Genomic DNA, 25,544 nt, shown 5'->3' with positions numbered 1-25,544 from the left:
CTTCTTAACTCAGTAATTAACGAGTTTAATAAAGTATCCATTCACTCACCTCATTTCCATTACTATATGTCATACAGTATGTGTTTTATACTATGTATCGTACAGTATTAGTGTGACAAAAACTGTGCTTTTTTAGCTAAGTTATATATATATCTATAACACTCTAAAAGGTAGCAACCTTAACTACTAATTTTGAAATTCCAGTAATGCTATATTAAGTTACAAGTATCGTACACATATGATGTGACCATAACATATCACTATAGGAAGCTAATAAAACGGAAAATTACCATGGTTGAATGATTCCTGTTTTATTCTTTAGGCACTGTTGATTTCACACTGTTTTCAGCACCTAATCAACGTTATTTCCTTCATAAACTTCATCTTGTTCAAAATCTCTATTTTTATTTGGTTTATTAAAGTAAAATAAAAAAACAATTAAATTAGGTTAATTGTTTTTCAAATGCAAAATCTTTATTTTTTTAAATAACCTATGATATTCGAAAAGACAAACTCTCCAAATGCAAGTGGTATATAAATAAACCATAACTTTAATATTGCCTTTGTTTCTTTGTGATCAGAATCCCCCATTAAAACCAATCCAATCCTTTTTCTTCTAATATTTTCATTTTAATTCCAATAACAAGGAAATTATACCATTTATTAATGTTATAGTCTATGTTTTCTAAAAATTAGATAAATAAAACTTTTGTATTCCCTCAATATTCAGATAAACATAATAATTTTTTTACATTTCATCTTCAAAGTCTATAATGAGTCCTGTTAGAACTGCTTCATTACCAATCGATTAGATCCCGTGACCAATAAAATCCATCTTAAATTCTTCCCACTCTAACTGCTCTTTTGTGATTCATCGTCACATTATGATGAATCACTCATACATTATCTAGAAGTAAAAACCCTAATTCACTTTTCTCTTAAAGAGCACAATTCAAATGTGCTCTTTTTAAGTCTGTTCGAATAAAATTAAAAATCCTACTGATAAACAAAAAATCTCGTTTATCAATAGGATTCATTAGCTATATATAGCGATTATAGCGAACTCCATCGCCTATTACTAAAGTCAAACTGATTTAAGTAATATAAATTCCCCTTTTTCTTTAGAAAATGGAACAACCTCTACAATCGCCTCAACATTAATTACTCCGTAAACATGCGGATATTCTTGACCGTTTGAAGCAAGTTCATATTTTACTTTTGCTTTTAATAGGGCTGGATCAATTGTAAGTAATAAAACATCTTCTTCATGCTTGAAATATTTTTCTGCAACTTTTAAAGCTTGATCTAATAATGAACAATGAATAAATCCCTCTTCTATAAGTGATTCTTCATTAATTTCTCCAGTTGTTTTTGCGATTTCCCAATTATTTTTCGTAATTACTTTTGTAATCATAGTGACTCTCCCTTTTTAATTTATGTAATGATATAATAACACTAAATTTTCAACACGTGCTTAATAGATTGGGGACTTATAATGGATAAACCTCTCACTGCATTACAAACTATTATTATACATATGAATACAAATGAGTATTGGCATGATTTTATTTGTTATTGTCAGCATCGCAAAGCGGGACTTCGAAAATTAGCTTATATACATTTAGAGACATTTATTTCAAATGCAAAGAAATGGGAATCAAAAGATCAAGAAGAGTTTGCCATTTCGCTGTTTACTATTTTAGATGCATTAAACGAAAAAGATGAGGTCTTAACTTTCTCACTAAATAGTTTTCTAATTGACATTCTATATAGATGGACAGAAAACAACCCATTTGATTCAAGACCTTTTAGATGGATAGGAATTTATATGGACTCTAGCAATAAAGATGACGATTTAGAAAAATTCCTTCGAAAAGCGATTGAATTAGGTGGTGATACCGAACAAGAAGCTATGATATACCTAGTTTCTAATTACATTAATACTTTAGAATTTGGCACACATGAATTCCCTTCAGGTTATTGCGGAGATTTAAGCGAATGTATAGAAAAACTTCCCTATATGCTTCAATTAACTAATAGAATTCAGAATAAGAACATAAAGAAGCAAAACATTGGTCAAATACAAGAACAACTACACCTTATTCTAGATTGGTTAAAACATACACAAACTCCAGTAGATGCTGTTCGTACATGGGAAAAAGAACAAACTAAGAAATTAGAAAATAGCATCGTATATCATTTAAACAACAGCTCAAGTCATTAATTCGTCTACCATTTCAATATAAAAAAGAGGATCTTCATACTGTACTAGAAAATCCTCTTTTTATATTTATCCCACATTAACTTGCAGTAAAACTCCCCACTGATTATAGTTTCACTTTATTTTAATCCTTTAATTAAAGGTGACGCTTTTCCGCTATGGAAAATCCATAAGTCATGAAGTGATCTCGTACATCCGACATATAGTAACTTTGCATCATGTTTTGTGTTTTTGTAGTGTTCTTCATCCACATCAATTAAAAGCACCGCATCAAATTCTAAACCTTTCGCTAAATAGACAGGTACTACTGATATACCACCTTCATATTTACTTTGGTTTGCTTCAATTACGTTTACCATTAATCCTGCATTTGTTAATTTCATATATATATCACGACATTCATCTTCTGTTCTTCCGATTACCGCAATTGTTTTCACATCTGCATTTTGCAAATGTTTTACCGTCTTCACAATTTCAGTAAATTGATTTTCTGCATGAATTACTTTCACATCTTCTCCACTGCGGAAGACTGGTGTTGCGAGTCCTACTGGGATTTCTGCATTTTTAATTATTTCATTTGCAAATTCAATAATTTCTTTTGTAGAACGATAACTTCTTGTCAATTCATAATAACCGGTTTCTTGGAATACTTCCTTAAAAGCATTCCAATCTTCAATTCCTTGGTAATCATAAATCGCTTGCGATAAATCACCTAATATAGTGAAAGAATTACCTAATGTAATTTCTTTTAATACATAAACTTGGAAAGGCGAAAAATCTTGCGCTTCATCAATAACAACGTGATGAAACTTCTGCCCGATTTCGATCCCTGTTATACGATGATGTATGTATATTAAAGCTGGTAAATCTTCTACACACACTTCTTTTTTACGACAACTCTTTTCTGTTTCTTTAACAAGTTCTTCAGGTAATACCTCAAGTATTTCTTTACTTTTTACTATTGAACTATACAGTGAAAGAGCACTCATTTTCGGCCAAAACTTCATATATGCGTTCAGTCTCTTAGTCGCTTCTTTTTTAAGTAATTTTTTCTCGTTTGTTTCCCCGAATTTTTTAAGTTCAATTTCAATCCAGCGCTTCATTCGTCCTACTAATCGTTCTCTTCTTTTCTGTAAAGGATAATGTTTATATTCAACTTGCATCCATTTTTTAACATCTTCTACTGGAATAATCGCTCTATCCCACGCCTCAAAATCTTTTGTCGGAACTAACTCATTTTCAAATTGGATCATTCTCTCTTCAATAAACGTCTTAAATTCCAACGTACCCTTTAATTTACCTAGCATTACCTTCTTTTCATCACGATTAATTGAAAATGCTTCTTTCAATTTTTTTTCTGTCTGCTTTAGTTTCACTGAATCATCTAACGTACGTAATGCCCAATCTGGAAACGTTGTTTGACTAATATTCCCTACACCTAATTCAGGAAGTACACTCGAAATATAGTCTAAAAACAGACTATTCGGTGCAAATACGATCATTCTTTCTGCTTCTAGTTGTTCACGATATTCATAAATTAAAAAAGCAAGGCGATGTAAAGCAATTGTTGTCTTTCCACTCCCTGCAACCCCTTGAATAAGTAATGGTAAATTTCTTTCCGCTCGAATAATATCATTTTGTTCCGATTGAATCGTTGAAACAATATCCTTTAGCTTATTATCTTTATTCTCACCTAATCGATATAGAAGAAAATCATCGGCATGTGATACATCCTCATTTCCTTTTACATATGTATCAACAACACGTTCAAGTTCTCTTTTTCGAATGGAAATGTTTCGTTTTAAATACACATCACCTTCTACTAACCCATCTGGTGATTGATAAAATGCTAATTCTTCTCCACCGGTAAATGAATAAAACATACTTGCGACAGGCGCCCGCCAATCAATAATGATTGGCTTCATCGTGTCCATATCCGAAACCCCTACTTTTCCGATATAAATCGGCATAACTTCTTCTTTTCCATCTTCCTGAAAATCTAACCTTCCAAAGTACGGCTCTTGCACACCAATACGTAAGTTTTGTCTATTAGACTCCCTCATACTTTCAAGAATTTGCTCTTTAAAATCTTCTCCATAATAAACTGGGATTTTTTCAAGCTTATCCAATTGCTCATCCATCGTATGTAAAGTATCCTTCATTTTTTGTAACTCATCTTCAAATATGTTGCTCATTTCGACGATTCCCTCCTGTCCGTTCTAATTTTTCAGTCGAAGTATCATTGTATTAAAAATCCAATCATAAAGTCAATAGTTTCCATTTAAATTTTCCGAAAAAACTTACTTTTCATCTTTCTAATTTAAAAAGAATATGCAACATCTAAATCACACACATACACATATAGTATAGTGATGCATGTAAAAGATACTTCTTTCTATTTGTCTCCTATTTAATTTATCTATTAAAAAACATTGTAAAAATTAAAGACTTTAATCAATGGGCGTTTTACTGCCCATAAATAGTAGGATAAATAAAAGTAAAGGAGGCTCTTCAAATGAATATTTTGAATCTATCTCAAGATTAAATATGCTTTTATCTGGCTGTATCCTTATGGTTTGTTGGTCAATTATGTATGTTGAAATATATAGACTTACAAAATCCGTCTGGCATGCGTTATCATGCATGCGATCGAGGATGCTGTTCCTACTGTTTTAGTTACCATAACAGGGATTATTCCCCTTACAAACAGTAGTGATTTTTGGTTAAATCCTATTAGCGGGGTCGCTGCTACTGTTTTATTTCTCGGAATTGGAATCGTACTAAGAACTATAAGAATAAAAAGAGAACGACAATTATTCACACAATAAAAAGCAGATAATGAATTCGTCATTATCTGCTTTCCAATTTTTAAAACTACCTTATTATATTTTTTGATACATAAGCCAGTCACCAGATTCTATCACTTTCTTTAACATCTTTTTATCTTGAGCGATATACACATATGCCTCAATTTCCCTATCAGCAACATATACTGTTTGCGTAATTCGATCATATAAATCAGTCTCCGCATTACCTGTATATTCTTCTAGTTCATCTAACTTACACAATATCTCATCATTTACTACATAAACTTCTCCATACACCTTTTCTTCAATCGAATAAGTCATGGCCGGATATCCTTCATTCGTATCAAATAATTTTCCATATGTCCAAGCTCTGTCTGCAATGCATGTTGCACCTAGCATATAATGAGCATTCGTTTGTCCTCTTCTTAACGTGCCATAAACGAAAACATGATACATAAATTCTTATCCCCTTTATATGTCTCTACTTTCTTATTTGTAAATAAGCACGAATCATAAAGTAACTCACTTCATTCGGAAGCTGTTCTTTAATAGATTTCAGACCACCCTCTGCATTTTGAACGGCAGTTTCAATAAGAGATTCATACTCTGATGGAACAAAACTTTGCCACTCTACTTCCATTCCATCCTCGTAGCAGCGAATTAAATGGTTTTCGATTGTTTGTCTTGATAAGTTGCGTTCTTTTGCAATCTCATTCAAATCAATACCTTGTTTATACATTTCATACGTTTCTAAATGAGAATTTGCGGACGCTTTTCCTGACTTTTTACGCTCTGAAACTACTTCTGTCTTAATCGTTTCAGCATAATTTGGATTTTCTTCAATAAAATGCTGAACTGCTTGTAAGAAGTGCGAGCCATATTTCACAAGTTTGTGTTCTCCGATACCTTTTACCGTCAACAATTCGGAATCACTTTGCGGCATTTTCACGCACATATCTTTCAATGTTTGGTCAGAGAAAATAACGAACGGAGGTACACCTTCTCCTTGTGCAATTTCTTTACGTACTTCACGAAGCACTTCAAATAAAGGATGGTCTTGAACAATTTGTCTTGTCTCTACTCGTTCTTTTCGTAAAACATTCTCTTTACCAAGTAATACTTCTTTCCCTTTTTCTGTTACTTTTAACGTCGGATAAGTGCCATGTTCAACTGCAATTAACTCATCTGAAATTAAAAACTCAATAAACTCACTGACCTCTTTTACACTACGGTTCGATAAAAGCCCATACGTTGGTAAAGTATGAAAATTAAATTCAATAACTTTCTTATTTTTCGACCCCGTTAATACTTGCGCTATCATTTGCTTTCCAAAGCGTTGGTTCGTTCTAATCATGCATGATAAAACCATTTGTGATTCCCTTGTCACATCGATGCTCTCGCGATTGTCTGTACAATTACCACAGCGTCCACAATCTTCTTTCGGTTCTTCTCCAAAGTATTGCAAAATGAATGATTGTAAACATTGTTCTGTATGACAGTAATCGGTCATATTTTGCAATTTTTCAAGTTCATTTGAAAAACGTGATTCTCCAGTTGATTGATCAATTAAAAAACGCTGTACTTGTACATCTTGAGAAGAATATAACAATATACATGTACTATCTAATCCGTCACGACCAGCACGTCCTGCTTCTTGATAGTAACTTTCCATATTTTTTGGAAGCTGATAATGAATTACGTAACGAATATTCGATTTATCAATACCCATCCCGAATGCAGATGTTGCTACCATTACACTTACTTCATCTCGTAAAAAGAGTTCTTGTTGCTCATTTCGATCACTATCACTCATACCAGCGTGATATTTTGATACAGAAACTCCTGCCTTCATTAAATCTTCATATAACTGATCGACTACTTTTCTAGTAGCTGCATAGATAATCCCAGATTCCTTTTGATTTTGACGAATATAATCCGCCAAATATGCATTTCGATCTTGCCCTTTAATGACAGAAAACGATAAGTTCTCACGCTCAAACGTTGTCATAATTGTATTTTCTTGATTAATTTCAAGTGTATTACAAATATCATCACGTACTTGCGGTGTTGCTGTTGCTGTTAATGCTAATACGAGCGGCTTTTCTGGAAGATAATCTAATATGCGATGTATATGTAAATAACTTGGACGGAAATCATGTCCCCACTGTGAAATACAGTGTGCTTCATCAATCGCAATCATAGGGATTTTCATATCGATAAGTTGGTCAACAAACTCCATCGAATCAAGACGCTCAGGCGCGACATAAAGTAATTTGTAATGTCCTTGTTTCGCTAATTGAATTCGCTGATTTGCTTCAGCAATAGAAATAGAACTATTAATATATGTAGCTGAAATGCCATTCTGTACCAATGTATCTACTTGATCCTTCATAAGTGATATTAAAGGAGATATAACCAACGTCGTTCCTTCAAATACTAATGCCGGAATTTGATAACAAATTGACTTACCGCCACCCGTTGGCATAATACAAACTGTATCTTTCCCATCTAGTACATTTTTAATTGTTTCATCTTGTCCTCTTCGAAACGAAGAATAACCAAAGTAGGACGCTAAAAGTTCTTGTGCTTTAGTAAACAAAAAAGAGTCACCTGCTTTTCTTTATCTTTCATCTACTCCTATTATATCATCTCTTATGCATCATGAAAGTGATGAATACATGACTAACAGCCTGCTTTTTCATTATTTTATGCTTCTTTACGTTTTTGAGAATGATTAGCAATTATAACGAATTTCAAAATAAATACACATTTTATTAATTCTCCTTGAATACTACTAATCTTATACATATGAATTCAGGGGGTTACTATATGAAGCACCGTAATATTAGTTCCATCAAACAGAAAACGGTATCGAACCAACTCCAATTCTCAAATAATGAAGCGTGGAAATATGAATCATACTATAAGTACCAGCCATTACTCTCTTATAAAAAGCTTTTACATTTTCTTTCTCAACTTTTTAGACGTTAATATATGCGCAAAAAAATGTATCATTCACAGAAGTTTTCTCAATATTAAACGTATAGACTTACTACAATTCAGTTGTTACCATATATAATAATCTGTTGGATAAATCCCTTAAGTTGACCTGCTTATATTAACAGGTCTTTTTCATGATTACATACTTCTGTGCACTTCAATCCCACTTCCAAGTCTTTTCTCCATTTTATAACTATATTTAAATCCCAACAGTTAATGATAATCATAAATTGTTGGGATTTAAATTGTTCACATATAATTATGCAATTCTTCTTTCTCAATACACAAAACACATTTTACTTGTTACTATAAAAGTACTCCAGATGAGTTTTTGCTCATCGACATTATCTAGTTAATGGGGCCTGCCGCGGGAAGCAGGTCCCTTTGACTTTATGACGGTACCAATTTCATTTGGACACATTTACCAGGTTTTTTCAAAAGAATTTTATGATAATATTACGTAGTCGAGTCCGACATCTCGGCAATACCCTTTTGAGGGGCTGCAACTTCCCTTGCAGCCCCTCTTTTACTTTATATTCATTTTATTCATATATACCACAACATCATTCATCGAATTTCTCCATTTCAAATTCCCTAAAAATAATCTAGGACACGTAACTAAAAATAAATATTTATCATACTTTGAGTTATACATGTTCAAAGGAGTGTTACTATTTATGTATTCTTATTGGCAATCGTATTACTCCCCCTACCATAACCCTTATGTAAACTATGATTTATCCGTACGTAACTACCGAATTAGTAAAAACGAGAATTTTTTAAAAGGGTATATGCGTTCTTTATGGGAACAACACGTCGCTTGGACGAGATTGGCTATTATAAGTATTATATTTAATTTACCAGATGTTAACGTTACTGTTGGACGGCTTCTACAAAACGCAACACACATGGGACTATCACTTGAACCATTTTACGGTGAGGATGCAGTGAAAAAATATAGTGCATTAATTAAAGATCACTTAGTAATTGCAGCGGATCTTGTTAAAGCTGCAAAAGCTGGTGATCAAAATGCAGCGGCCGCTATAGAGAAAAAATGGTACGCTAATGGTGATGAAATTACTGAATTTCTTAACAGTATTAACCCATATATTGATAAAGAAGAATTTAGAAAAATGTTTTATGAACATTTAGCACTAACGAAAGCAGAAGCACTTGCCTTCCTAAATAAGGATTATGAAGCAGGAGTAAAACTTTACGATAAAATTGAAAAAGAAGCATTAGAAATGGCCGACATGATAACAAACGCAATCGTAAAACAATTCCCGCAAGTATTTCAATAAAGTGAAACTTTAATCAGAGTAGGTTACTACTCATTAATACTGGATAAAAATAAGTCGATTTCCCAACATAAATCGACTTATTTTTATCCATGATATTTCACCTCTCCTCTTTACATTTAGCTTATATCGATATATTTTATTAATATCCGTTTTTTATAGGAGGAAATAGTTTGATTAACGCCATTGGTCTCGTTTTTATACTTACAAATAAACACGAGAAAAAAAAGAAAGTTTACCTAAATGAAAAATTTGCACTAATAGATATTATTGATTCTAAAGAAGTATTTGATGATGACGGGAATCCTTTAGTAGAACTAACATGTAAATACAGTATATATTTAGATGAAAAATATTACTGTAAATCTCTCGATGATTATACCGGACAAGTATTTCCTTTCTTAAGTGCAAAAATAGGAAAAGGTCTTCTAAGAAACTTAAACTACTACTTTTCTTACGTTGATGCCTATGATAAGAAACCACCAGTTAAAGAAATAAGACCACTTATGAAACAAGTAACGAACAGATAGCCAAAAATACAAAAAAAGAAAGCATCTAACTCTGGATGTTTTCTTTTTTATTGAAAACTCATTAACTTTCATCCTCTTCTAAAAGTATGTATCCAAGCATATTTTAAATTAAAAACATTGGAGGATTAGAGTGAATGAAATACTCAGAAACAATTATAAGCAAACGACTTCGAATACTTAAAATGACGGGTATGTTTTTCATGCTAGTGTTAATAGCATGGATTGGATATACAAAATTACTTTATGAAAACGGATTCCTTCAAGAAAAAAAGAATTCAGTAGAAGTAATGAATACTAGCATTACAGGAGAAATAGAGCAGCTTTTTCATATAAACTTGCAAGGTTATCGAAAAACAAGCCTTGATGCTGTTATAGAAGCAAGTAAAACCGATCCAAGCGAACTATCCCTAATTGAACTGGTCAACAAATCCTGCTCGCGAGATTGCATAGGCGAACCAGTAACATATGTAAACTCAAACAATGGATATATCTTTTATAAGGAATCTAATGGAACTAATGTAGCTATAACGGTTAAAAAGAAAGACACATGGGTAATTGTAAAGAAATCTGTTCAAGATGGATTATAATTCCCCCCAAAAAAGAGTACGTATCGTACTCTTTTTTATTATTAATCCCCTTCCTCTTCATCCCTACAATGACATTTCGGTTTTGTTTTACAATGACATTTTTCACACTCACATTTCGGTTTCTCTTTGCAACAACATTCGTGAAAATCTCTGCATTTACATCTACATCTCCCAAACATTAAATCATCCCAAAATTTATTGCAATTTCGGGAATGCGCACAATGACAAGTATTCCCCATGAATATACTTCCTCCTAAATAGAATTCATCATATTCTATGTTTGAAAGTATACAAAGGCTTGTATATTAGTCTATTTTCTCCATATCATAAGTAGAGTTAGAAGATTACATAAAAATTAGTCTTATCTCACATACTCATAGTACCACTTACGTGAATCTAACCAAGCTGTAAATTTATCGATATTTCCAGCCGGGTAACCATTCGTTATAGCATAACCAATGCCATCTTTCTGAACGACAATTTGTCCATCAATACCCACATCAACCATCGCTTGAGCCAAAGCTTGTAAATTACTAAATGCTACACCGCCAGTTTTTACTTTGAGCAAATCCACTGCACCTCCTCCAGTTTGTCCTGTAAGAGCAAATACAATAGAATTAGCGATTTTATCAACATTCCATTTTGCCATGTCGGATTCATTGTCAATAAACCCCAATTCTATAAGAATAGCAGGTGCTTTCGTCCCATTTAATACCGCTAAATCTGTACGCTGTTTCGCACCTCGATTACGCCATCCAATATCTTTTGCTAGTTGAGCTGAGATTTTAGCCGCCAAGTCTTTCTGATCATAATACAGAACCTCAACACCCTGTCCATTTCCATTGCTCGCATTAAGATGAAAAGAAATAACTAAATCCACAGCATGGGAATTGCTTTTACGAATAATATTAATTAAATTTTGTGATTGAGTTGTCCCTACCTCGTCCGTATCGTCATAAACCGTGTGTCCCAAGGCTCTTAACTTAGCCGCCACAGCATCTTTAACTTGCCTATCCAGAACGTGTTCTCTCCGATTCCCAAAATTAGCACCTTGAACAATACTATTGTGTCCTCCGTGCAAACTATATCTGGCCATTATTCATCAACATCTCCTTTCTTAATATCCTATTCAAAACTTGTCTCATTGCTATTCCCACTTACAATCTTAACTGCACCAATACGTCATACATTTTCTAAAAGTGAAGGCAATTCGTTTTCGATTAAAAAAAGAGATGTCACTTCACAAATCGGATTCTTTATTCTCTAAATTGTATTAACTTGAATGGTAACACGAACAAAAAAGCATCACCTTTTTGGCGATGCTTAAAAACTCTATTTTACTTTTAGTTCCCTAAATAAAGTTTAAGATCATGGTGACCGAAACTATACCTATATTTCCGCCTCCTCCTTCACTGCCTCTTTTAACCTCTGCAACATATACCCAATTCCTTTACACCCCTCTAGCGGATATGTAATCATTTCTTCTGGATATAACTTTGTCACTACTTTTTTATGCTTCTTCCCTGCTAGTAAGACGATTTCGTCAAACTGTAGTAAACTTTTATCTACCATCTGTTTTTGTAATTTCTCTATACTTATTACCTCATCGCTTTTTGAATCAAATGCAAGATCATAGTTTTTTAATACAATATCATTTGGCCTTAAAAATCCATGTTTCGCTGATAATATAACCCAGTTTTCGAAAAACATGGATGCGTACGCCTGACATGCTTTTCCGAACGGACTAATATATACATCTTTTGCTTCCATCGGTCCGTAGTTTGAATGCTTATCCCAAATTTTCTTTTTTCCACATGGAATTATACATAGCCTTTTCATATATATTTCTACTCCCTTAACTTCAATAAATAAAATCCATTATTTTGTACATTTTTCTCTCGAAATACTATATAATAATTCTGAAAGTTTTAATTACACATTTTACCATATAAGTACTATGGATCACTCTCAATGTAAATATTATAATACCATAAAAATTTTTCTTTTTTTCTTCAAAATAATAAAAATAAATTGCAATATTATGATTCATGAATAAAGTTAAAAAGGAGGTTCGTAAAAATGAAAAATATTATCCCTGCACTATTAGTCTATTTTATCGTTTGCGTTATTTCCGTTATCATCCCAGCATCTGAAGGCTACAATTATGTCGGCTGGAAGTTATTTGTTGGGCAAGTGTATGCGATACCTATTTTCTTCATTACTGCGATAATCACATTTTATATAAACAAGAAAAAATCTTACGAATAAACAATTATAAGGATAGCTAACGCTATCCTTATTTTAATTCGTTAATCAAATCTAAAATAGCCCTTGCAGTACTTTGTATCCTTTCTTCCGAAAAGTCAAACGCAACACCTGTATTTTTATATATTTCCTGTATAGATAAATTCCAATCTGAACTCGCTCCCTCTTTAAAGAAAGTAATCGCTTGTTCCGGATTCTCTCGATAAATTTGAAACAATTGAATCGCTCCTATTTGCGCAATTGCATATTCAATTTTATAAAAAGGAAACTGAACAAAGTGAAATGACTCGAACCAACTAGAACCAATTTCATTCTCTACTCCTGCAATATCAACTGATGAATATTGATACCTTTTACATAGTTCAATATATTTCTCATTTCGCTCTTCTGGTGAATGATTTGGATTTGTATAAAGCCAGTGCTGGAATACATCTCCTGAAACTGACGATATTAATAACGATAAAGTACGATATAATTGAACTCGCTGTACTTCTTTATAATCATCCTCTTGCGTATAAAAAATAGTAAGCTTATCCATTAATAATAACTCCAGGCTAAGGGAATAAAGTTCCGCCACCTCTTCACGAAGGTATCTTTCCTGCATACTACTTTCATTGTTAAATTGTTTATAAAAATGTAATGCATGCCCCAATTCATGTATTAATGCATGAATTGCATAAAATGAAGGACTAAAATTAGAATAAATAAAAACGTCTTTACTATGAGGTAAGGTAAAGCAAGCAGCTCCTGATGCTTTATTTTTCCGTTCTTGTACGTCAATTAATCCCGCTTCCCTTATATGAGTAAATTCCTCATGAAAACATGAATCTGTCTTCCGAAACATTTCTTCAACCCCATCCAATAAATCAATGTAATTTTCAAATGAGGATTTTTGCAAATTACAAGGAGCAAGATCCCAAGGACGATACGTTTTTACATCAAGATTCTTTTTAAAAAGACTTCCTAACTGTTTCCAAATTGGTACAACACACTTTTCTATCGACTCATGAAACTTATAACAATCTTCAATACTGTAATCTCTATTTTTTTGTTTAAAGGCATACTCACTATAATTATTAAACCCTGCATTTAAAGCCATCTGATTCCGCAATTGTACGAGTTCCTTCATAATACAATCTATTTCTATTTTTACTATACTTCTTGCTTCGCATAAAGCGTACCAAGCTTTTTCACGAATAGCTCTATTTGGGTTATCTATCCTTGCTTTTACGTATGCAGACGTCTTTTGCTCGCCTTCCCAATTAATAGATATGTTAGACATTATTTCTCTATATTTCGTAATAAGTTCTTGCTCTTTAACGGAAATCGCTATGTTCTTTTCATTAAACATTTCACTCTTCACAAATCTTGCTTTTTTCATAAATCCATATTTCTGCTCATCTAATAAATCAAAAAACGGACAATCTCTAAATTTCTGGTCAAATTTTGCATTGTATCTTTTTAAAAGTGGCTGAATTTCATTTTGGTTATACATATGTATATCACGTATATTACTATCTTTTGTATCTCTATACATAGCGATTAAATTGATCGTTAACTCTTCTTCTATTTCTGCGTTTAAACGCAGCTCCTCCGAAAGCCAGCTCTCTAATTCTGAAACCGACGTAATATTTCGCTCTAAAAGTGACTGTAATTTACTCTCCAAATCATTCAACATACACAATCCTCCCGTTTTTAATTTTCTGTTTTTTAGAGATAAAAAAGGACAAGTAGCCAATCTGACTACTTGTCCTTGCTGTTTATGTGTACTCAATAAAATTAAGCTTGGAATGCTTCTGTTAATACTGGTACGATTTGTTTTTTACGAGATACAACACCTTTTAAAGTAGCTGTGTTGTTTTCTAGTGATACGTTGTATGCTTTCTCAACAACGTTTGCTGCTTTACCGATCGCAAGACCGACAGAATCGTTAGTTAAGATATCAGTTACAACGAATAAGAATAGGTCTAAACCTTTCTCTTCTACTACTGCAGAGATTACTTTTTCAAGTTCCGCTTGGTGTACAAGAACGTCGTTTGTATCAACAGCGTTTACTTGTGCGATTTCAACTTTCGCATTACCCATTTGGAATTCTTTAGCGTCAAGAGAGATTAATTGCTCCATTGTTTTTCCGCTTAAGTCAGCACCAGCTTTTAACATTTCTAAGCCGTAGCTATCAGCATCTACACCAGCGATTTCCGCTAATTCACGAGCAGCTGCTACGTCTTGTTCTGTGCAAGTTGGAGATTTGAATAGTAAAGAATCTGAAATAATTGCAGATAACATTAAACCTGCAACTTCTTTACGAATTGTAACGCCATTTTCTTTGTACATTTTGTTTAAGATTGTAGCTGTACATCCAACTGGCTCACAACGATAGTATATAGGATCGCTTGTTTCAAAGTTAGCAATACGGTGATGGTCAATAACTTCTAACACACGAACTGATTCGATATCGTTAGCACTTTGTTGACGCTCGTTATGGTCAACTAAAATAACGTTGTCCACTTCGCTTGCTACTGTCTCAACAAAACGCGGTCCTTCTACTTTAAAATAGTCTAACGCAAATTGAGTTTCACCGCTGATTTCGCCTAAACGTACAGGCTCAGCATTCATTCCTAATTCTTTTTTCAATTCTGCATAAGCAATTGCAGAACAAATTGCATCTGTATCTGGGTTTTTATGCCCGAAAACTAGTACTTTTTCCATGTTTTCCACCTCTTCATGAAAAGGATATCTTAAAGAAGCAAATATGACAATATTTAAAGCATATTTTTTTATAAATAATTGTACTTTCTTCTATATTTTTCATCATTTTCATAAAAAAAATCATCTAAAATGAATTAGATGATCGAAATATATGTTTCAATTAAAATAGTGTAGGAGTTTGCACTACGTTGTTAAAAGCGAAATTTGAAGCTAAGCCATTATTCACAAGGTTTACATCTATAACTTGATAAAACGCATTTCCAGTGTCTGCAATTTCCCAAACAGCTAAAATAAGATGGTATCCACTACGGTCAGTTGGTACATTTGCTTCGTGCGTTACTGTTGTCCCTGGTCTAGCTCCACCGTCATTTTTCACATAGAATGGCACTAAATCTAAATCTGATCGCGTTAAAGGTTTATTTGGATTCCAACCTTTTTTCGTAATATAATATTTCCACTCTTTTGTACTATGAGGAGCCGTTAGTTTCCACTTGAATGTATTCGTTCCGCCATTTAACGTAACTTTCTTCCACCTATCTACAGTTTGAACATCTAAAGCGGGAAAATGACCAGCCCCTGCAATTTGTCCATCAGAAGGTTCGAGTTGCGGAAATCCACCTATCCCTTCTACACTTTGTGGTTCATATTGAATCGGTCCACAATTTACATTTACCCCTTGCTTACATAAATAAGATCGGCTCGCTGGTGATTCTACATATCCATGAGCTGAAGCCTTTTCTGAAAATCCAAATGTTAATAATCCCGTAAGTAATACGCCACCACTTAAAATAACTTTCTTCATCTTTTGTAAACTATTCTTTTTCATTCTTTCATCCCCTTCCAATAATAAAGCGAAAATAACTATAGTTGCCTAGTCATCTTCTCTACATTTATTATAAGACGAGAATCATTACTAAAAGAACCCTCTAAAAACTTTCTCAAATTCATTTAGTGCGTTAATTAGATTATAATTAACTATTTTAACACCGCCAGAAAAATATAGACGGTGTTAAAATAGTTTCTTATTATTCAGTATGATAACCTTTTAATCACAATTTATATGCATTTATAATAAAGAACCGTAGCATCTAACTTTCCATTCGGAGAAATTGCATACCCTGGTATTGTTCCAACTTCTTGGTAGTCTAGTGATTTGTACAATTTATTGGAAGGATCTCCTTCTCTAGTATCTAATACTAAAAGAGACCTGTTTTCTTGCTTTGCTCGTTCCTCTGCTTTTTGCATAAGCGATCGTCCAATACCGTTACGTCTAAAGTTTGGATGAGTCATTAATTTACAAATCTCGGCTCTATGAATTCCGTTAGGCTTTGTAACTAATTGTAATTGAATACTCCCTGCTACTTCGTTGTTTATTTTAGCCACATACAATATCACTTCTGGCGCTAATACTGTTTGCCAATACTTTGTTGCGTCTTTTTGTTCCAGTGGAGGCAAAAAACCAATTGATGCCCCATCATTTACAACCATTTTCAAAAGTTTCGAAAGTTCTTCCATATCATTTTCTAGTTTCTTAATTTCTTCAATTACTAAATTTCGCATTACTTTTCCCCCTTTTGTTTCATTGTAACAATTTTTAAAGAAGGAATAATGAAATAATAAGATGAATTTATATTAAGATATGATTTTTTTTGAAAGGATAACGATATGAAATATATATTAGATAGAACGTACGCAAAAGAATTACTCGAATGGGCATATGAACAAAACCCGGGCCCTTGGTTTGAACATTCACTACATGTTGCTCATGCAACTGAAAACATAATTATAGAACTTATAAAAAAAGGGTACAAGCTAGATGCTGACATAGCATATAACGCTGCCCTTTTGCATGATATCGGAAGATACAAAGGTTTTACCAAATCGGTCATTCATTCCTATGATGGTTATATGTATATGAATGATTTAGGATATACAGGAAACGCTGTTATTTGTGTGACACACTCATTCCCATGCAAAAATGAACATATAGATATCGCAGCGGAGTGGAGTCTCGTTCCTGACCATATGAGAAGCCGGTTAGTTGAAATATTAAATGAACATTGTAACTACGACTTATACAATAAAGTAATTACTCTTTGTGACGCTCTTGCTGACGCAGATGGCTTTACTACGCTGGAAAGAAGATTAATTTCCGTTGGTTTGCGTCATGGTACAACATCTCATACATCTTTACATTGGAAAGGGTTTTATGCGATTAAGAAAGAATTAGAAGCTTTAATCGGTAAGAGTATATACAAAGTTCTTCCTGATGTAGGAAAATCTATTTATGAAGATATAGAATATTAAATTGAATACAAATTGAAAACGATAAAAATTGAACCCATCCTAGATAATTTTTATACTCAAATTTAATTTCACATAAAAAACGTTTTAAACATAAAGTTTAAAACGTTTTTTATTCAATGCTTTTGATTTTTCAGTTCTGTTAAACACTCTTGCACTAAAGTTACCGCTTGACTCATCGCAGCTCCGCCAGCAAATGCTGCTGAAACACCACATGCTTCCAAAATCTCTTTATCCGAACATCCTTGATCAAGACAACCTTTTGTATGATAAATTGTACAATACTCATCTTGCGTTGCTAAACTAATTCCTAATGCAATAAGTTGTTTTTCTCTTTTTGTTAAAGCACCCTCTTGAAAACAAGCTTGCGTGAACGCATTATATGTCTCAGCGATTTCAGGAATTTGATTTGTAAAACTACCTATACCTTCTTTATAATGATGTAGAATATCATTTATCGAACTATGTTGCTCATGTTCCATCTTATTCCCTCCAGTCATATTATCCATACCTATTGTAGTATGCGATGAAATGGAGGCAATATACCTTCTTTTAAATTGAGAATTTTCAGTTAATTTACGTTATAATTTTAAATTATCATCTACAATAACTTTTTCTCTAGAACTTTTTCTTTCAACCTCTTTACTTCTTTCTTCCCAAAATGTTAATCCTTCAATCCCCACATTTTTAGGATTAAATACTGGATCTTTCCCTTCTTTTTTCTGCGTTTCATAGTCTTTTAACACTTTTAATGCGATTTTACTTAATAATAGAATCGCGATTAAGTTTAACCATGCCATACTACCGATTCCTAAATCTCCGAGATTCCATAAAAGCGACGCTGATTCAACACTACCGATGTAAACCATAATTAAAAATCCAAATTTTAAAACTGGTTTTAACCAGCCATACTTCAATTGACGATCTAAATAAGTAAGTGTCGTTTCAGCGATATAGTAATAAGCGAGTAACGTTGTAAATGCAAAAAAGAAAATTGCAATTGAAATAAATATTGGACCAAACCCTGTCATCACAGTTTCAACTGCTTGTTGCGTATAAATTGGACCTGCTTCCACATTTCCTATGTTTTTTACAATAGCGCTTTTCCCTTCAGGTATAACATTATACATACCTGTAATTAATATCATAAGAGCTGTCGCTGTACATACGACAATTGTATCGATATATACGGAAAATGCTTGAACTAATCCTTGTTTTGCAGGATGCGATACTTCAGCAGCAGCCGAACTATACGTCGCTTCTCCGACACCAGCAACGTTTGAAAATACAGCACGTTTTACACCCCATGCAATAGCTGCACCAACAATTCCACCAAACATTTCATTTACACCAAATGCGCTAGAGAAAATTAAAGCAAACATACTTGGAATCTCCGTTACATTCGCAATTAATATGATACATGTAACAATTACATAACCAATTGCCATAAATGGAACAAGCATTTGAGAAACGCCAGCAATTCTCTTTACACCACCAAAAATAATTGCTGCTAGTAACACGACTAAAAATATACCAGTTATATATTTGTTAATACCATTAGAGTTTTCGAATCCAACTGCGATACTACTAGATTGAATACCTGGTAATAACATGCCATATGAAAGTGTTACAACTACCGCTACAATGACTGCAAACCATTTCATTTTTAAACCTTTCTCAATGAAATATGGAGTACCGCCGCGATATTCATTCCCTACTTTACTTTTGTATACTTGAGATAATGTTGATTCAACAAACGCACTCGCTGCCCCTAACAAAGCCATTACCCACATCCAAAATACAGCTCCAGGCCCGCCGAAAGCGATCGCTGTCGCTACCCCTGCGATATTACCAATTCCAACTCTTCCTGATAAGGCTAAACAAAATGCCTGAAAAGATGATATTCCCGTCTCGGAACTCTTTCCTTCAAATAATAGTTTAATCATCTCTTTAAAATAACGAATTTGCAAAAAACGTGTTGCAATCGTGAAATATACGCCTGCCCCTAATGCAAAAACAACTAAACCGATACTCCACACTTGCCCTACTAACCATTCTACTAAATTCTCCATCCAAATCCCCCTTATCATTCTTTGGAAAAGCAATTTTGTATATAAGAAAACGGACAACTATTATCAAACTTTCTAGTTGTCCGCATCTTTCATTATTTCATCCCTCAATTTTTGTCAGTAAAACGCCCTATTACTTTATATTTACCCAAACACTTTTCACTTCTGTATAATTGTCAAGCGCATATGAACCTAATTCGCGGCCAATACCAGATTGTTTGTATCCACCAAATGGTGCAGCTGCATTTTCTAAGTTATAATCATTAATCCACACTGTTCCTGCTTTTAATTTATTTGCCACTTGATGACCCGTTTTGATATTTTGCGTCCATACACCCGCAGCAAGGCCATAGGATGAGTTGTTCGCTCGTTCAATTACTTCTTCTGTCGAATCAAATGGAAGTACAACAACAACTGGTCCAAATATTTCTTCCTTAACGATTGTCATATCGTCTGTAACGTCTGTGAATACAGTTGGCTTAACGAAATAACCTTTTTCAAGCGCACGTTCGCCACCAGCCGCAACTGTAGCACCTTCTTTCTTCCCTTGGTCAATGTAATGTAACACACGCTCTTGTTGTTTCTTGGATACGAGTGGACCCATTTCCGTTCCTTTCTCCATACCTGCTCCAAGTTTTACGTTGTTCGCCATTTTCACAAGTGCATCTACTACAGTTTCATAATGTTTACGATGAACAAATACACGTGATCCTGCGCTACAATTTTGACCGTGATTATACATAATACCTTGGAATGCACCATTAATTGCTTCTTCCAAGTCCGCATCTTCGAAAATGATATTTGGTGATTTGCCGCCAAGCTCTAACGTTACATGCTTAATCATTTCTGCAGACTGACGCATAATATACTTTCCTGTAACAGTAGATCCTGTAAAAGCAACTTTATCAATGTCATGATGATTTACAATTGCTGCTCCTGCTTCAGGACCAAAGCCTGGTACAAAGTTTACAACACCGTTTGGAAATCCAGCCTCTTTAAAGAGTTTTGCTGTATATAGTAAGGATAAAGGTGTTTGCTCTGCTGGTTTTAATACGATCGTACAACCTGTCGCCAGTGCAGCTCCCATTTTCCAAGAAGACATAACGAGCGGAAAGTTCCACGGAATAATCTGACCTACAACACCTACAGGTTCATGTCTCGTGTAATTTAAGTAATCTTTTGAAATTGGGATTGTTTGCCCAATAATTTTTGTAGCCCATCCTGCGTAATAACGATAATTTTCTACAGTCGCTGAAATATCATCATCAAGTGCTACTTGATATGGCTTTCCATTATCTAAAGCTTCTAGTTGCGCTAATTCTTCTCTATGTTCTTCAATTAAATCTGCTAATTTATAAATAAGATGCGCTCTTTCAGCAGTAGTCATTTCTGCCCACGGACCAGATTTAAATGCAGATCTTGCTGCTTTTACTGCAGCATCAATATCCTCTTCTTGCGCTTCACATACGACTGCTAGAACATCTTCTGTTGCTGGATTGTATGTTTCAAACGTCTTTCCGCCAATAGCAGAAACAAATTCGCCATTAATAAACATTTTAATTTCTTCATTTAAAAACGCTTCCACTTTTGGTTTCAGCTCAATATTTGTCTTTAACATTATGTTCTCCTCCTTATTTAAACAGCTGCATGAGCTGCAATATTTGATAAAATCGTTTGAAGCTTTTGATCTTCGTCAACAGTTAATCCTAGTCTTGGATAGCGAGAAGGTCCTCCCGCTTGCCCATGTAATTCCATGGAACGTTTAACGATTTGAACATATTTCCCTGATCCTTCAAGAAACTCGCAAAGTGGTAAAATAGCATCGTTTATTTCCCACGCCTTTTCTAATTCACCATTTTGAAAATGCTCATACATTTTTGTAACGAGACCAGGAACGATATTTCCTGCTACTGAAACCCATCCCGAAGCACCAACTAAATATGATTCCATAACTAAATCTTCAGAACCACAGAAGACTTGGAAAGCCCCTTCACTTTGTCTAACTAAATCTCTCACTTTTCGAATATCTCCGCTAGATTCTTTAATATGTGTAACATTTTCACACTCTTTTCCAATACGGAGCATTAGCTCTGTACTCATATCGACACCAGAAGTAAATGGGTTATTGTATAGCATAATTGGTATATTTACAGAGTTTGAGATTTCTTTAAAATGAAAATAAATCTCCTCTTCCTTCGGTTTACAATAGTAAGAGTTTATAATTAATGCACAATCCGCTCCGTGCGCTTCTGCATGTTTCGTATATTCAATTGTTTCTTTTGTGGTCTCTGCTGCAGTTCCAACAATGACTGGAATACGGCCATCAATTTCTTTCAACACAGTTTCTACCATTTTAAATCGTTCTTCTTTTGATAAACTTACAAACTCTCCTGTACTTCCATTAATGATAATACCTGCAACCTTTTGTTCGATAAAGTAATTTACATTTTGTTTTACCCCATCCCAATTAATTTCCTGAAATTCATCCATCGGTGTTATTAATACTGGAAATGCCCCTTTAATTTTTTGCATATTTATCTCTCCCTATCACATTTTATTTTAATAAGAATCCTGCCGGAAACGGATCCGTAGGGTCTAATAGAAACGTCTGCATCCCTGTAATAAATCCTCTACTTTCAAAACGGAAAATGTATCCTAGTTCCTCCTTCTTCACTTTTTCCACAGTTATAAAACTATTAAATATACTTTCATTTTTAAAAGGTTTATCCGCCATATAATCATTTTTAAATAATGCATGAACATAGGAAACGATAGTAGAAACAAAACCTGGCGAACGTACGATAAAGTTATCTTCATGAAATGTAATCGACTTTATATGGTTCTTTTCTTTTTGCGAAGGATCTACTAAAATAAGCCTTTTTATTAGCGACTGTTTTTGTATAGCCTGCAGTGTAGCTTCTCCCCATCTTTTCAATTCTGAAATGTTTTCAACACGAATTTCTGGCGAATACGCACCTTTTTCTACAACTGCATATACTTTATCTGCTTGTATGAGAGAATAACTTACATTACCAACCTGTAAATTTTCCTCAATCAAATAGCAAAGTTTGCTTTCAAACGAAACAGATATAACTTCATCATTCTCTACATACGCATGAACTAAAAATATTCCAGATAACGTTTCAATTTTGTATTGATTGGACTCTCTCTTTTTTAAATACCCACTTTCGAGTAACATCGTTATTACCGCAACAATGCCCCCATAATGAAGCGGAATCGAACCTTCATGATTAAAAAATAATACAGCTGCATCCACTTCATTATGGATAGATGGAACGACAATACACCCATTCAAACCGATAAAACCACGTGGTTCATTTAATAAAAGCTTCATCTCTTCTGCTAATTCACCTGAAAATTGTTCATTTAATTGCTCCAAACTGTAGTAGTATTTGCATGGTACGTCTTTCATTACACGAAATGCCTCGCCATTTACATGTACGTCTACTGCTGTATACATTTTTTGAATGTTCATTTTATATCCTCCGTTTCATGTTCCATCGGCGGAATTAGCAAAAATCCTTCTTTGAGTGGATCCATTTCATTGTAAAAAAATTTATGCATACCCATAAGCCAAGCTGATCCCGTAATTTTCGTTATGACAGCTTCAATATTTTCAACATGTGTCGTATTCACGACATATCCTTTAAATAAAGAACCAACGATACTCTCATGAATGAACTCTTCACCAATTTTGATTTCTTTCTGAGCGTATAATACAGCTAGCTTCGCAGATGTTCCTGTACCGCATGGGGATCGATCTATTCCGCCTGGTGGTACAACAACTGTATTTTTCACATGCGCACATTCATGAGTAGCATCTGTATAAAATTCAACATGTGTTAATCCTCTAATAAACGAATACTTTGGATGAATGATTTCAAACTTCTCATTAATTGTGTTTCTTATATGAATCGCCTTATCGATGATTGTAGATGCATTTTCTGGTACTAATTCTAGGCCTACTGAATTCGCATCAATAATGGCATAAAAATTCCCTCCATACGCAATATCAGCCTCTACAGTTCCAATGTCTTTGACGTGTACAGTAATATTTTTCAATAAAAAAGCTGGTATGTTACAGAAAGATACCTCTTTTGCTTTTCCATCTTGAACAGCAATATCTACTTCCACTAAGCCAGCCGGTGTATCTAGTTTTAAAGAAGTAATCGGTTCAACTACTGGAATTAAACCTGATTCAACTAACGCTGTACATACACCGATTGTATCGTGACCGCACATCGGTAAGTATCCACCTGTCTCTATGTATATAACACCTATATCAGCCTCAGGATGACATGGGTCTGTTAATAATGCCCCTGACATTACATCATGACCACGCGGTTCATTCATTAACAATTTTCGAATCCAATCATATTCCTTTTTCATATGTAACATCTTCTCTGCCATCGTCTCTCCAATCAACTTTGGAAGTCCGCTAATTAATGTCCTCGTTGGATTCCCGCCCGTATGTGTATCAATAGTCGTAAAGACTCTTTGTGACCTCATCCGTTTAACACCCTTTCTGTAAAACGACTCAAACGAAGTGGTTCAATAGGAATAATTGTCTCTTTTTCATTTAATAACTCTTCAATTACTTTCCCAGTAACTGCTGCAAGACTAATCCCATCCCCTTCATGTCCAGCGGCAATGAAATAATTCGGAATATGTTCCACTCGTGAAATAATCGGTAAATGATCTTCTGTCCACGGACGTAAACCAGCGTAAGAACGAATTACCATCATATCTGCCATTTTCGGATAAAAGCGAATCGCTCTATTTGCGATACATTTAATGACTTCATTGTTTATTCTCGTATGAAACCCTACAAATTCACGACTACTTCCAATTAAGAAATTTTGACTTTCAGTAGGCTCAAATACGAGCGCAACCCCGTATTTTTCAGTTAAAGCATCTACTTTTCTTTTTCCGCCAAATTTAGAAATTAAATAACCGAATTCCATTACTTTACGGCATCCTACATGTTGTTGCCTTGATGCTACTATAATATGCCCTTTTCTCGGTTCAATTGGTATATTTACATTTAACATCTGACCAATCTTAGGAGCCCACACACCGGCTGCATTTACAACTTGTTTTGCTGTAAAAGTACCATTCGTAGTTTTTACAACAAATGAACCATTCGTCTCTATTTTCATACTCTTTACTTCGGTCTGCTTAAAGGCTTTTGCGCCAAACTTTTGTGCCTCTGACAGAAGCGAGAAAGCAAGGAGATATGGATTCACAGTTGAATCCGTCGCACATTCTAAACCGCCTAATAAATCATCAGCAAAAAAAGGCGACTCTTCTCTTATATCTTGCCTATCAAGCATTCGAAACGGTAATCCAGCTTCTTTTTGCCGATCTACCCATTGTTGCGCAGCCTCCATCTCTTCGTCTGACTCACATACGAGAATACTTCCTGGTGCCCTATATTCAAATGAATGCTCTAATTTTTCACTTAAATCAGTTACTAATTTTTGACTTACTAAAGACATTTGACTATCAAATCCCGGATCTTTATCAATGGCCAAAATATTCCCATCACACCGTGAAGACGTCCCGCTGACAAATTCTCCTTTTTCAATGATTGTTACGTCTCTTCCGTATTTTGAAGTGTAATAAGCGATAGAACACCCTATTATTCCACCACCTATAATTAAAACGTCGCAGTGCCTCACAATATACTCCTCCTTTCCCTAAACCTCTCACTTTCTTTTATGCAATTGACGT

The 25,544-nt window shown here is 34.1% G+C and carries 24 protein-coding genes, 1 pseudogene and 1 riboswitch; of the genes and pseudogenes, 7 read left to right on the top strand and 18 right to left on the bottom strand.

The window, feature by feature from the left end:
* Positions 1–1,020: 1,020 nt before the first annotated feature.
* Positions 1,021–1,082, bottom strand: a riboswitch (Fluoride riboswitch).
* Positions 1,083–1,084: 2 nt separating this feature from the next.
* The gene (locus H6481_RS24880; protein ID WP_182813455.1) at positions 1,085–1,414 is read right to left on the bottom strand and encodes a DUF952 domain-containing protein; all 330 of its coding nucleotides are present in this window, start codon (positions 1,412–1,414) and stop codon (positions 1,085–1,087) included.
* Between the two features lie 81 nt (positions 1,415–1,495).
* Between H6481_RS24880 and H6481_RS24875 the strand changes: the two genes are divergently transcribed.
* A complete protein-coding gene (locus tag H6481_RS24875) occupies positions 1,496–2,224 on the top strand; it encodes a hypothetical protein (RefSeq protein WP_182813453.1) in 729 nt (242 codons plus the stop codon).
* A 116-nt stretch (positions 2,225–2,340) separates the two neighbouring features.
* Here the strand turns inward: H6481_RS24875 and H6481_RS24870 are convergent, their stop codons facing one another.
* Entirely contained in the window at positions 2,341–4,416 is a 2,076-nt protein-coding gene (locus H6481_RS24870) for a UvrD-helicase domain-containing protein (RefSeq protein WP_182813451.1), read from the bottom strand.
* A gap of 319 nt (positions 4,417–4,735) precedes the next feature.
* Here H6481_RS24870 and H6481_RS29005 point away from each other — a divergent pair.
* Positions 4,736–5,049 (top strand): annotated as a pseudogene (locus tag H6481_RS29005) (CPBP family intramembrane glutamate endopeptidase); the annotation flags it as partial.
* Between the two features lie 54 nt (positions 5,050–5,103).
* On the opposite strand, the gene H6481_RS24860 reads toward H6481_RS29005, so the two are convergent.
* The gene (locus tag H6481_RS24860; RefSeq protein ID WP_063547535.1) at positions 5,104–5,484 is read right to left on the bottom strand and encodes a gamma-glutamylcyclotransferase family protein; all 381 of its coding nucleotides are present in this window, start codon (positions 5,482–5,484) and stop codon (positions 5,104–5,106) included.
* 25 nt (positions 5,485–5,509) lie between these two features.
* Positions 5,510–7,627, bottom strand: coding sequence for a DNA helicase RecQ (gene recQ, locus H6481_RS24855; RefSeq protein ID WP_063547537.1), 2,118 nt, complete (start codon positions 7,625–7,627; stop codon positions 5,510–5,512).
* Between the two features lie 1,078 nt (positions 7,628–8,705).
* Between recQ and H6481_RS24850 the strand changes: the two genes are divergently transcribed.
* The 3 genes from H6481_RS24850 (at position 8,706) to H6481_RS24840 (ending at position 10,443) form a co-directional block, all read left to right on the top strand.
* Entirely contained in the window at positions 8,706–9,329 is a 624-nt protein-coding gene (locus tag H6481_RS24850; RefSeq protein ID WP_063547539.1) for a hypothetical protein, read from the top strand.
* A gap of 170 nt (positions 9,330–9,499) precedes the next feature.
* Positions 9,500–9,856 carry a hypothetical protein gene (locus tag H6481_RS24845; RefSeq protein WP_063547541.1) on the top strand — a complete coding sequence of 119 codons (357 nt, stop codon included), beginning with the start codon at positions 9,500–9,502 and terminating at the stop codon, positions 9,854–9,856.
* A 134-nt stretch (positions 9,857–9,990) separates the two neighbouring features.
* The gene (locus H6481_RS24840) at positions 9,991–10,443 is read left to right on the top strand and encodes a hypothetical protein (protein WP_000877573.1); all 453 of its coding nucleotides are present in this window, start codon (positions 9,991–9,993) and stop codon (positions 10,441–10,443) included.
* Here the strand turns inward: H6481_RS24840 and H6481_RS29000 are convergent.
* The 3 genes from H6481_RS29000 to H6481_RS24830 all read right to left on the bottom strand — a co-directional run bounded on the left by H6481_RS29000 (position 10,388) and on the right by H6481_RS24830 (position 12,282).
* Positions 10,388–10,618, bottom strand: a complete 231-nt coding sequence (locus H6481_RS29000; RefSeq protein WP_098277220.1) for a hypothetical protein — start codon at positions 10,616–10,618, stop codon at positions 10,388–10,390. The two genes, H6481_RS24840 and H6481_RS29000, sit on opposite strands and share 56 nt — an antisense overlap.
* Before the next feature lie 186 nt (positions 10,619–10,804).
* Positions 10,805–11,539, bottom strand: a complete 735-nt coding sequence (locus H6481_RS24835; RefSeq protein WP_063547543.1) for an N-acetylmuramoyl-L-alanine amidase — start codon at positions 11,537–11,539, stop codon at positions 10,805–10,807.
* Between the two features lie 293 nt (positions 11,540–11,832).
* A complete protein-coding gene (locus H6481_RS24830; RefSeq protein ID WP_000824876.1) occupies positions 11,833–12,282 on the bottom strand; it encodes a DUF6884 domain-containing protein in 450 nt (149 codons plus the stop codon).
* Positions 12,283–12,522: 240 nt separating this feature from the next.
* Here H6481_RS24830 and H6481_RS24825 point away from each other — a divergent pair, with 240 nt between their 5' ends.
* Positions 12,523–12,711, top strand: a complete 189-nt coding sequence (locus tag H6481_RS24825) for a DUF4017 family protein (RefSeq protein ID WP_000789485.1) — start codon at positions 12,523–12,525, stop codon at positions 12,709–12,711.
* A 28-nt stretch (positions 12,712–12,739) separates the two neighbouring features.
* Here the strand turns inward: H6481_RS24825 and H6481_RS24820 are convergent, their stop codons facing one another.
* The 4 genes from H6481_RS24820 to H6481_RS24805 form a co-directional block, all read right to left on the bottom strand.
* Positions 12,740–14,386 (bottom strand): M3 family oligoendopeptidase, encoded by a 1,647-nt coding sequence (locus tag H6481_RS24820; protein ID WP_182813448.1) that lies wholly within the window; start codon positions 14,384–14,386, stop codon positions 12,740–12,742.
* 101 nt (positions 14,387–14,487) lie between these two features.
* Positions 14,488–15,417 carry a manganese-dependent inorganic pyrophosphatase gene (ppaC, locus tag H6481_RS24815; RefSeq protein ID WP_000416871.1) on the bottom strand — a complete coding sequence of 310 codons (930 nt, stop codon included), beginning with the start codon at positions 15,415–15,417 and terminating at the stop codon, positions 14,488–14,490.
* Positions 15,418–15,577: 160 nt separating this feature from the next.
* Positions 15,578–16,243, bottom strand: coding sequence for a lytic polysaccharide monooxygenase (locus H6481_RS24810; protein ID WP_182813446.1), 666 nt, complete (start codon positions 16,241–16,243; stop codon positions 15,578–15,580).
* Between the two features lie 230 nt (positions 16,244–16,473).
* On the bottom strand, positions 16,474–16,977 hold the full coding sequence (locus H6481_RS24805; protein ID WP_023522191.1) for a GNAT family N-acetyltransferase: 504 nt from the start codon (positions 16,975–16,977) through the stop codon (positions 16,474–16,476).
* 105 nt (positions 16,978–17,082) lie between these two features.
* On the opposite strand from H6481_RS24805, the gene H6481_RS24800 reads away from it, so the two are divergent.
* A complete protein-coding gene (locus H6481_RS24800) occupies positions 17,083–17,724 on the top strand; it encodes an HD domain-containing protein (protein WP_065484020.1) in 642 nt (213 codons plus the stop codon).
* A gap of 113 nt (positions 17,725–17,837) precedes the next feature.
* On the opposite strand, the gene H6481_RS24795 is transcribed toward H6481_RS24800, so the two are convergent.
* The 7 genes from H6481_RS24795 to H6481_RS24765 form a co-directional block, all read right to left on the bottom strand.
* The gene (locus tag H6481_RS24795) at positions 17,838–18,230 is read right to left on the bottom strand and encodes a carboxymuconolactone decarboxylase family protein (RefSeq protein ID WP_001999958.1); all 393 of its coding nucleotides are present in this window, start codon (positions 18,228–18,230) and stop codon (positions 17,838–17,840) included.
* Positions 18,231–18,302: 72 nt separating this feature from the next.
* Positions 18,303–19,793 (bottom strand): alanine/glycine:cation symporter family protein, encoded by a 1,491-nt coding sequence (locus tag H6481_RS24790; protein ID WP_006920613.1) that lies wholly within the window; start codon positions 19,791–19,793, stop codon positions 18,303–18,305.
* 130 nt (positions 19,794–19,923) lie between these two features.
* Positions 19,924–21,408 carry an aldehyde dehydrogenase family protein gene (locus H6481_RS24785; protein ID WP_097960880.1) on the bottom strand — a complete coding sequence of 495 codons (1,485 nt, stop codon included), beginning with the start codon at positions 21,406–21,408 and terminating at the stop codon, positions 19,924–19,926.
* Between the two features lie 17 nt (positions 21,409–21,425).
* The gene (gene dapA / locus H6481_RS24780; protein WP_088020699.1) at positions 21,426–22,322 is read right to left on the bottom strand and encodes a 4-hydroxy-tetrahydrodipicolinate synthase; all 897 of its coding nucleotides are present in this window, start codon (positions 22,320–22,322) and stop codon (positions 21,426–21,428) included.
* A gap of 22 nt (positions 22,323–22,344) precedes the next feature.
* The gene (locus H6481_RS24775) at positions 22,345–23,286 is read right to left on the bottom strand and encodes a proline racemase family protein (RefSeq protein WP_001025560.1); all 942 of its coding nucleotides are present in this window, start codon (positions 23,284–23,286) and stop codon (positions 22,345–22,347) included.
* Positions 23,283–24,320 carry a proline racemase family protein gene (locus H6481_RS24770; protein WP_182813444.1) on the bottom strand — a complete coding sequence of 346 codons (1,038 nt, stop codon included), beginning with the start codon at positions 24,318–24,320 and terminating at the stop codon, positions 23,283–23,285. Before H6481_RS24770 ends, H6481_RS24775 begins: the two co-directional genes overlap by 4 nt.
* The gene (locus H6481_RS24765; protein ID WP_182813443.1) at positions 24,317–25,492 is read right to left on the bottom strand and encodes an FAD-dependent oxidoreductase; all 1,176 of its coding nucleotides are present in this window, start codon (positions 25,490–25,492) and stop codon (positions 24,317–24,319) included. Before H6481_RS24765 ends, H6481_RS24770 begins: the two co-directional genes overlap by 4 nt.
* Positions 25,493–25,544: the final 52 nt, after the last annotated feature.

This window comes from Bacillus sp. ME78 (assembly GCF_903970865.1).
Classification (GTDB): Bacteria; Bacillota; Bacilli; order Bacillales; family Bacillaceae_G; genus Bacillus_A; species Bacillus_A cereus.
The sequence above is the reverse complement of the archived record's forward strand: the minus strand, read 5'-3'. Positions and strand labels throughout refer to the sequence as shown.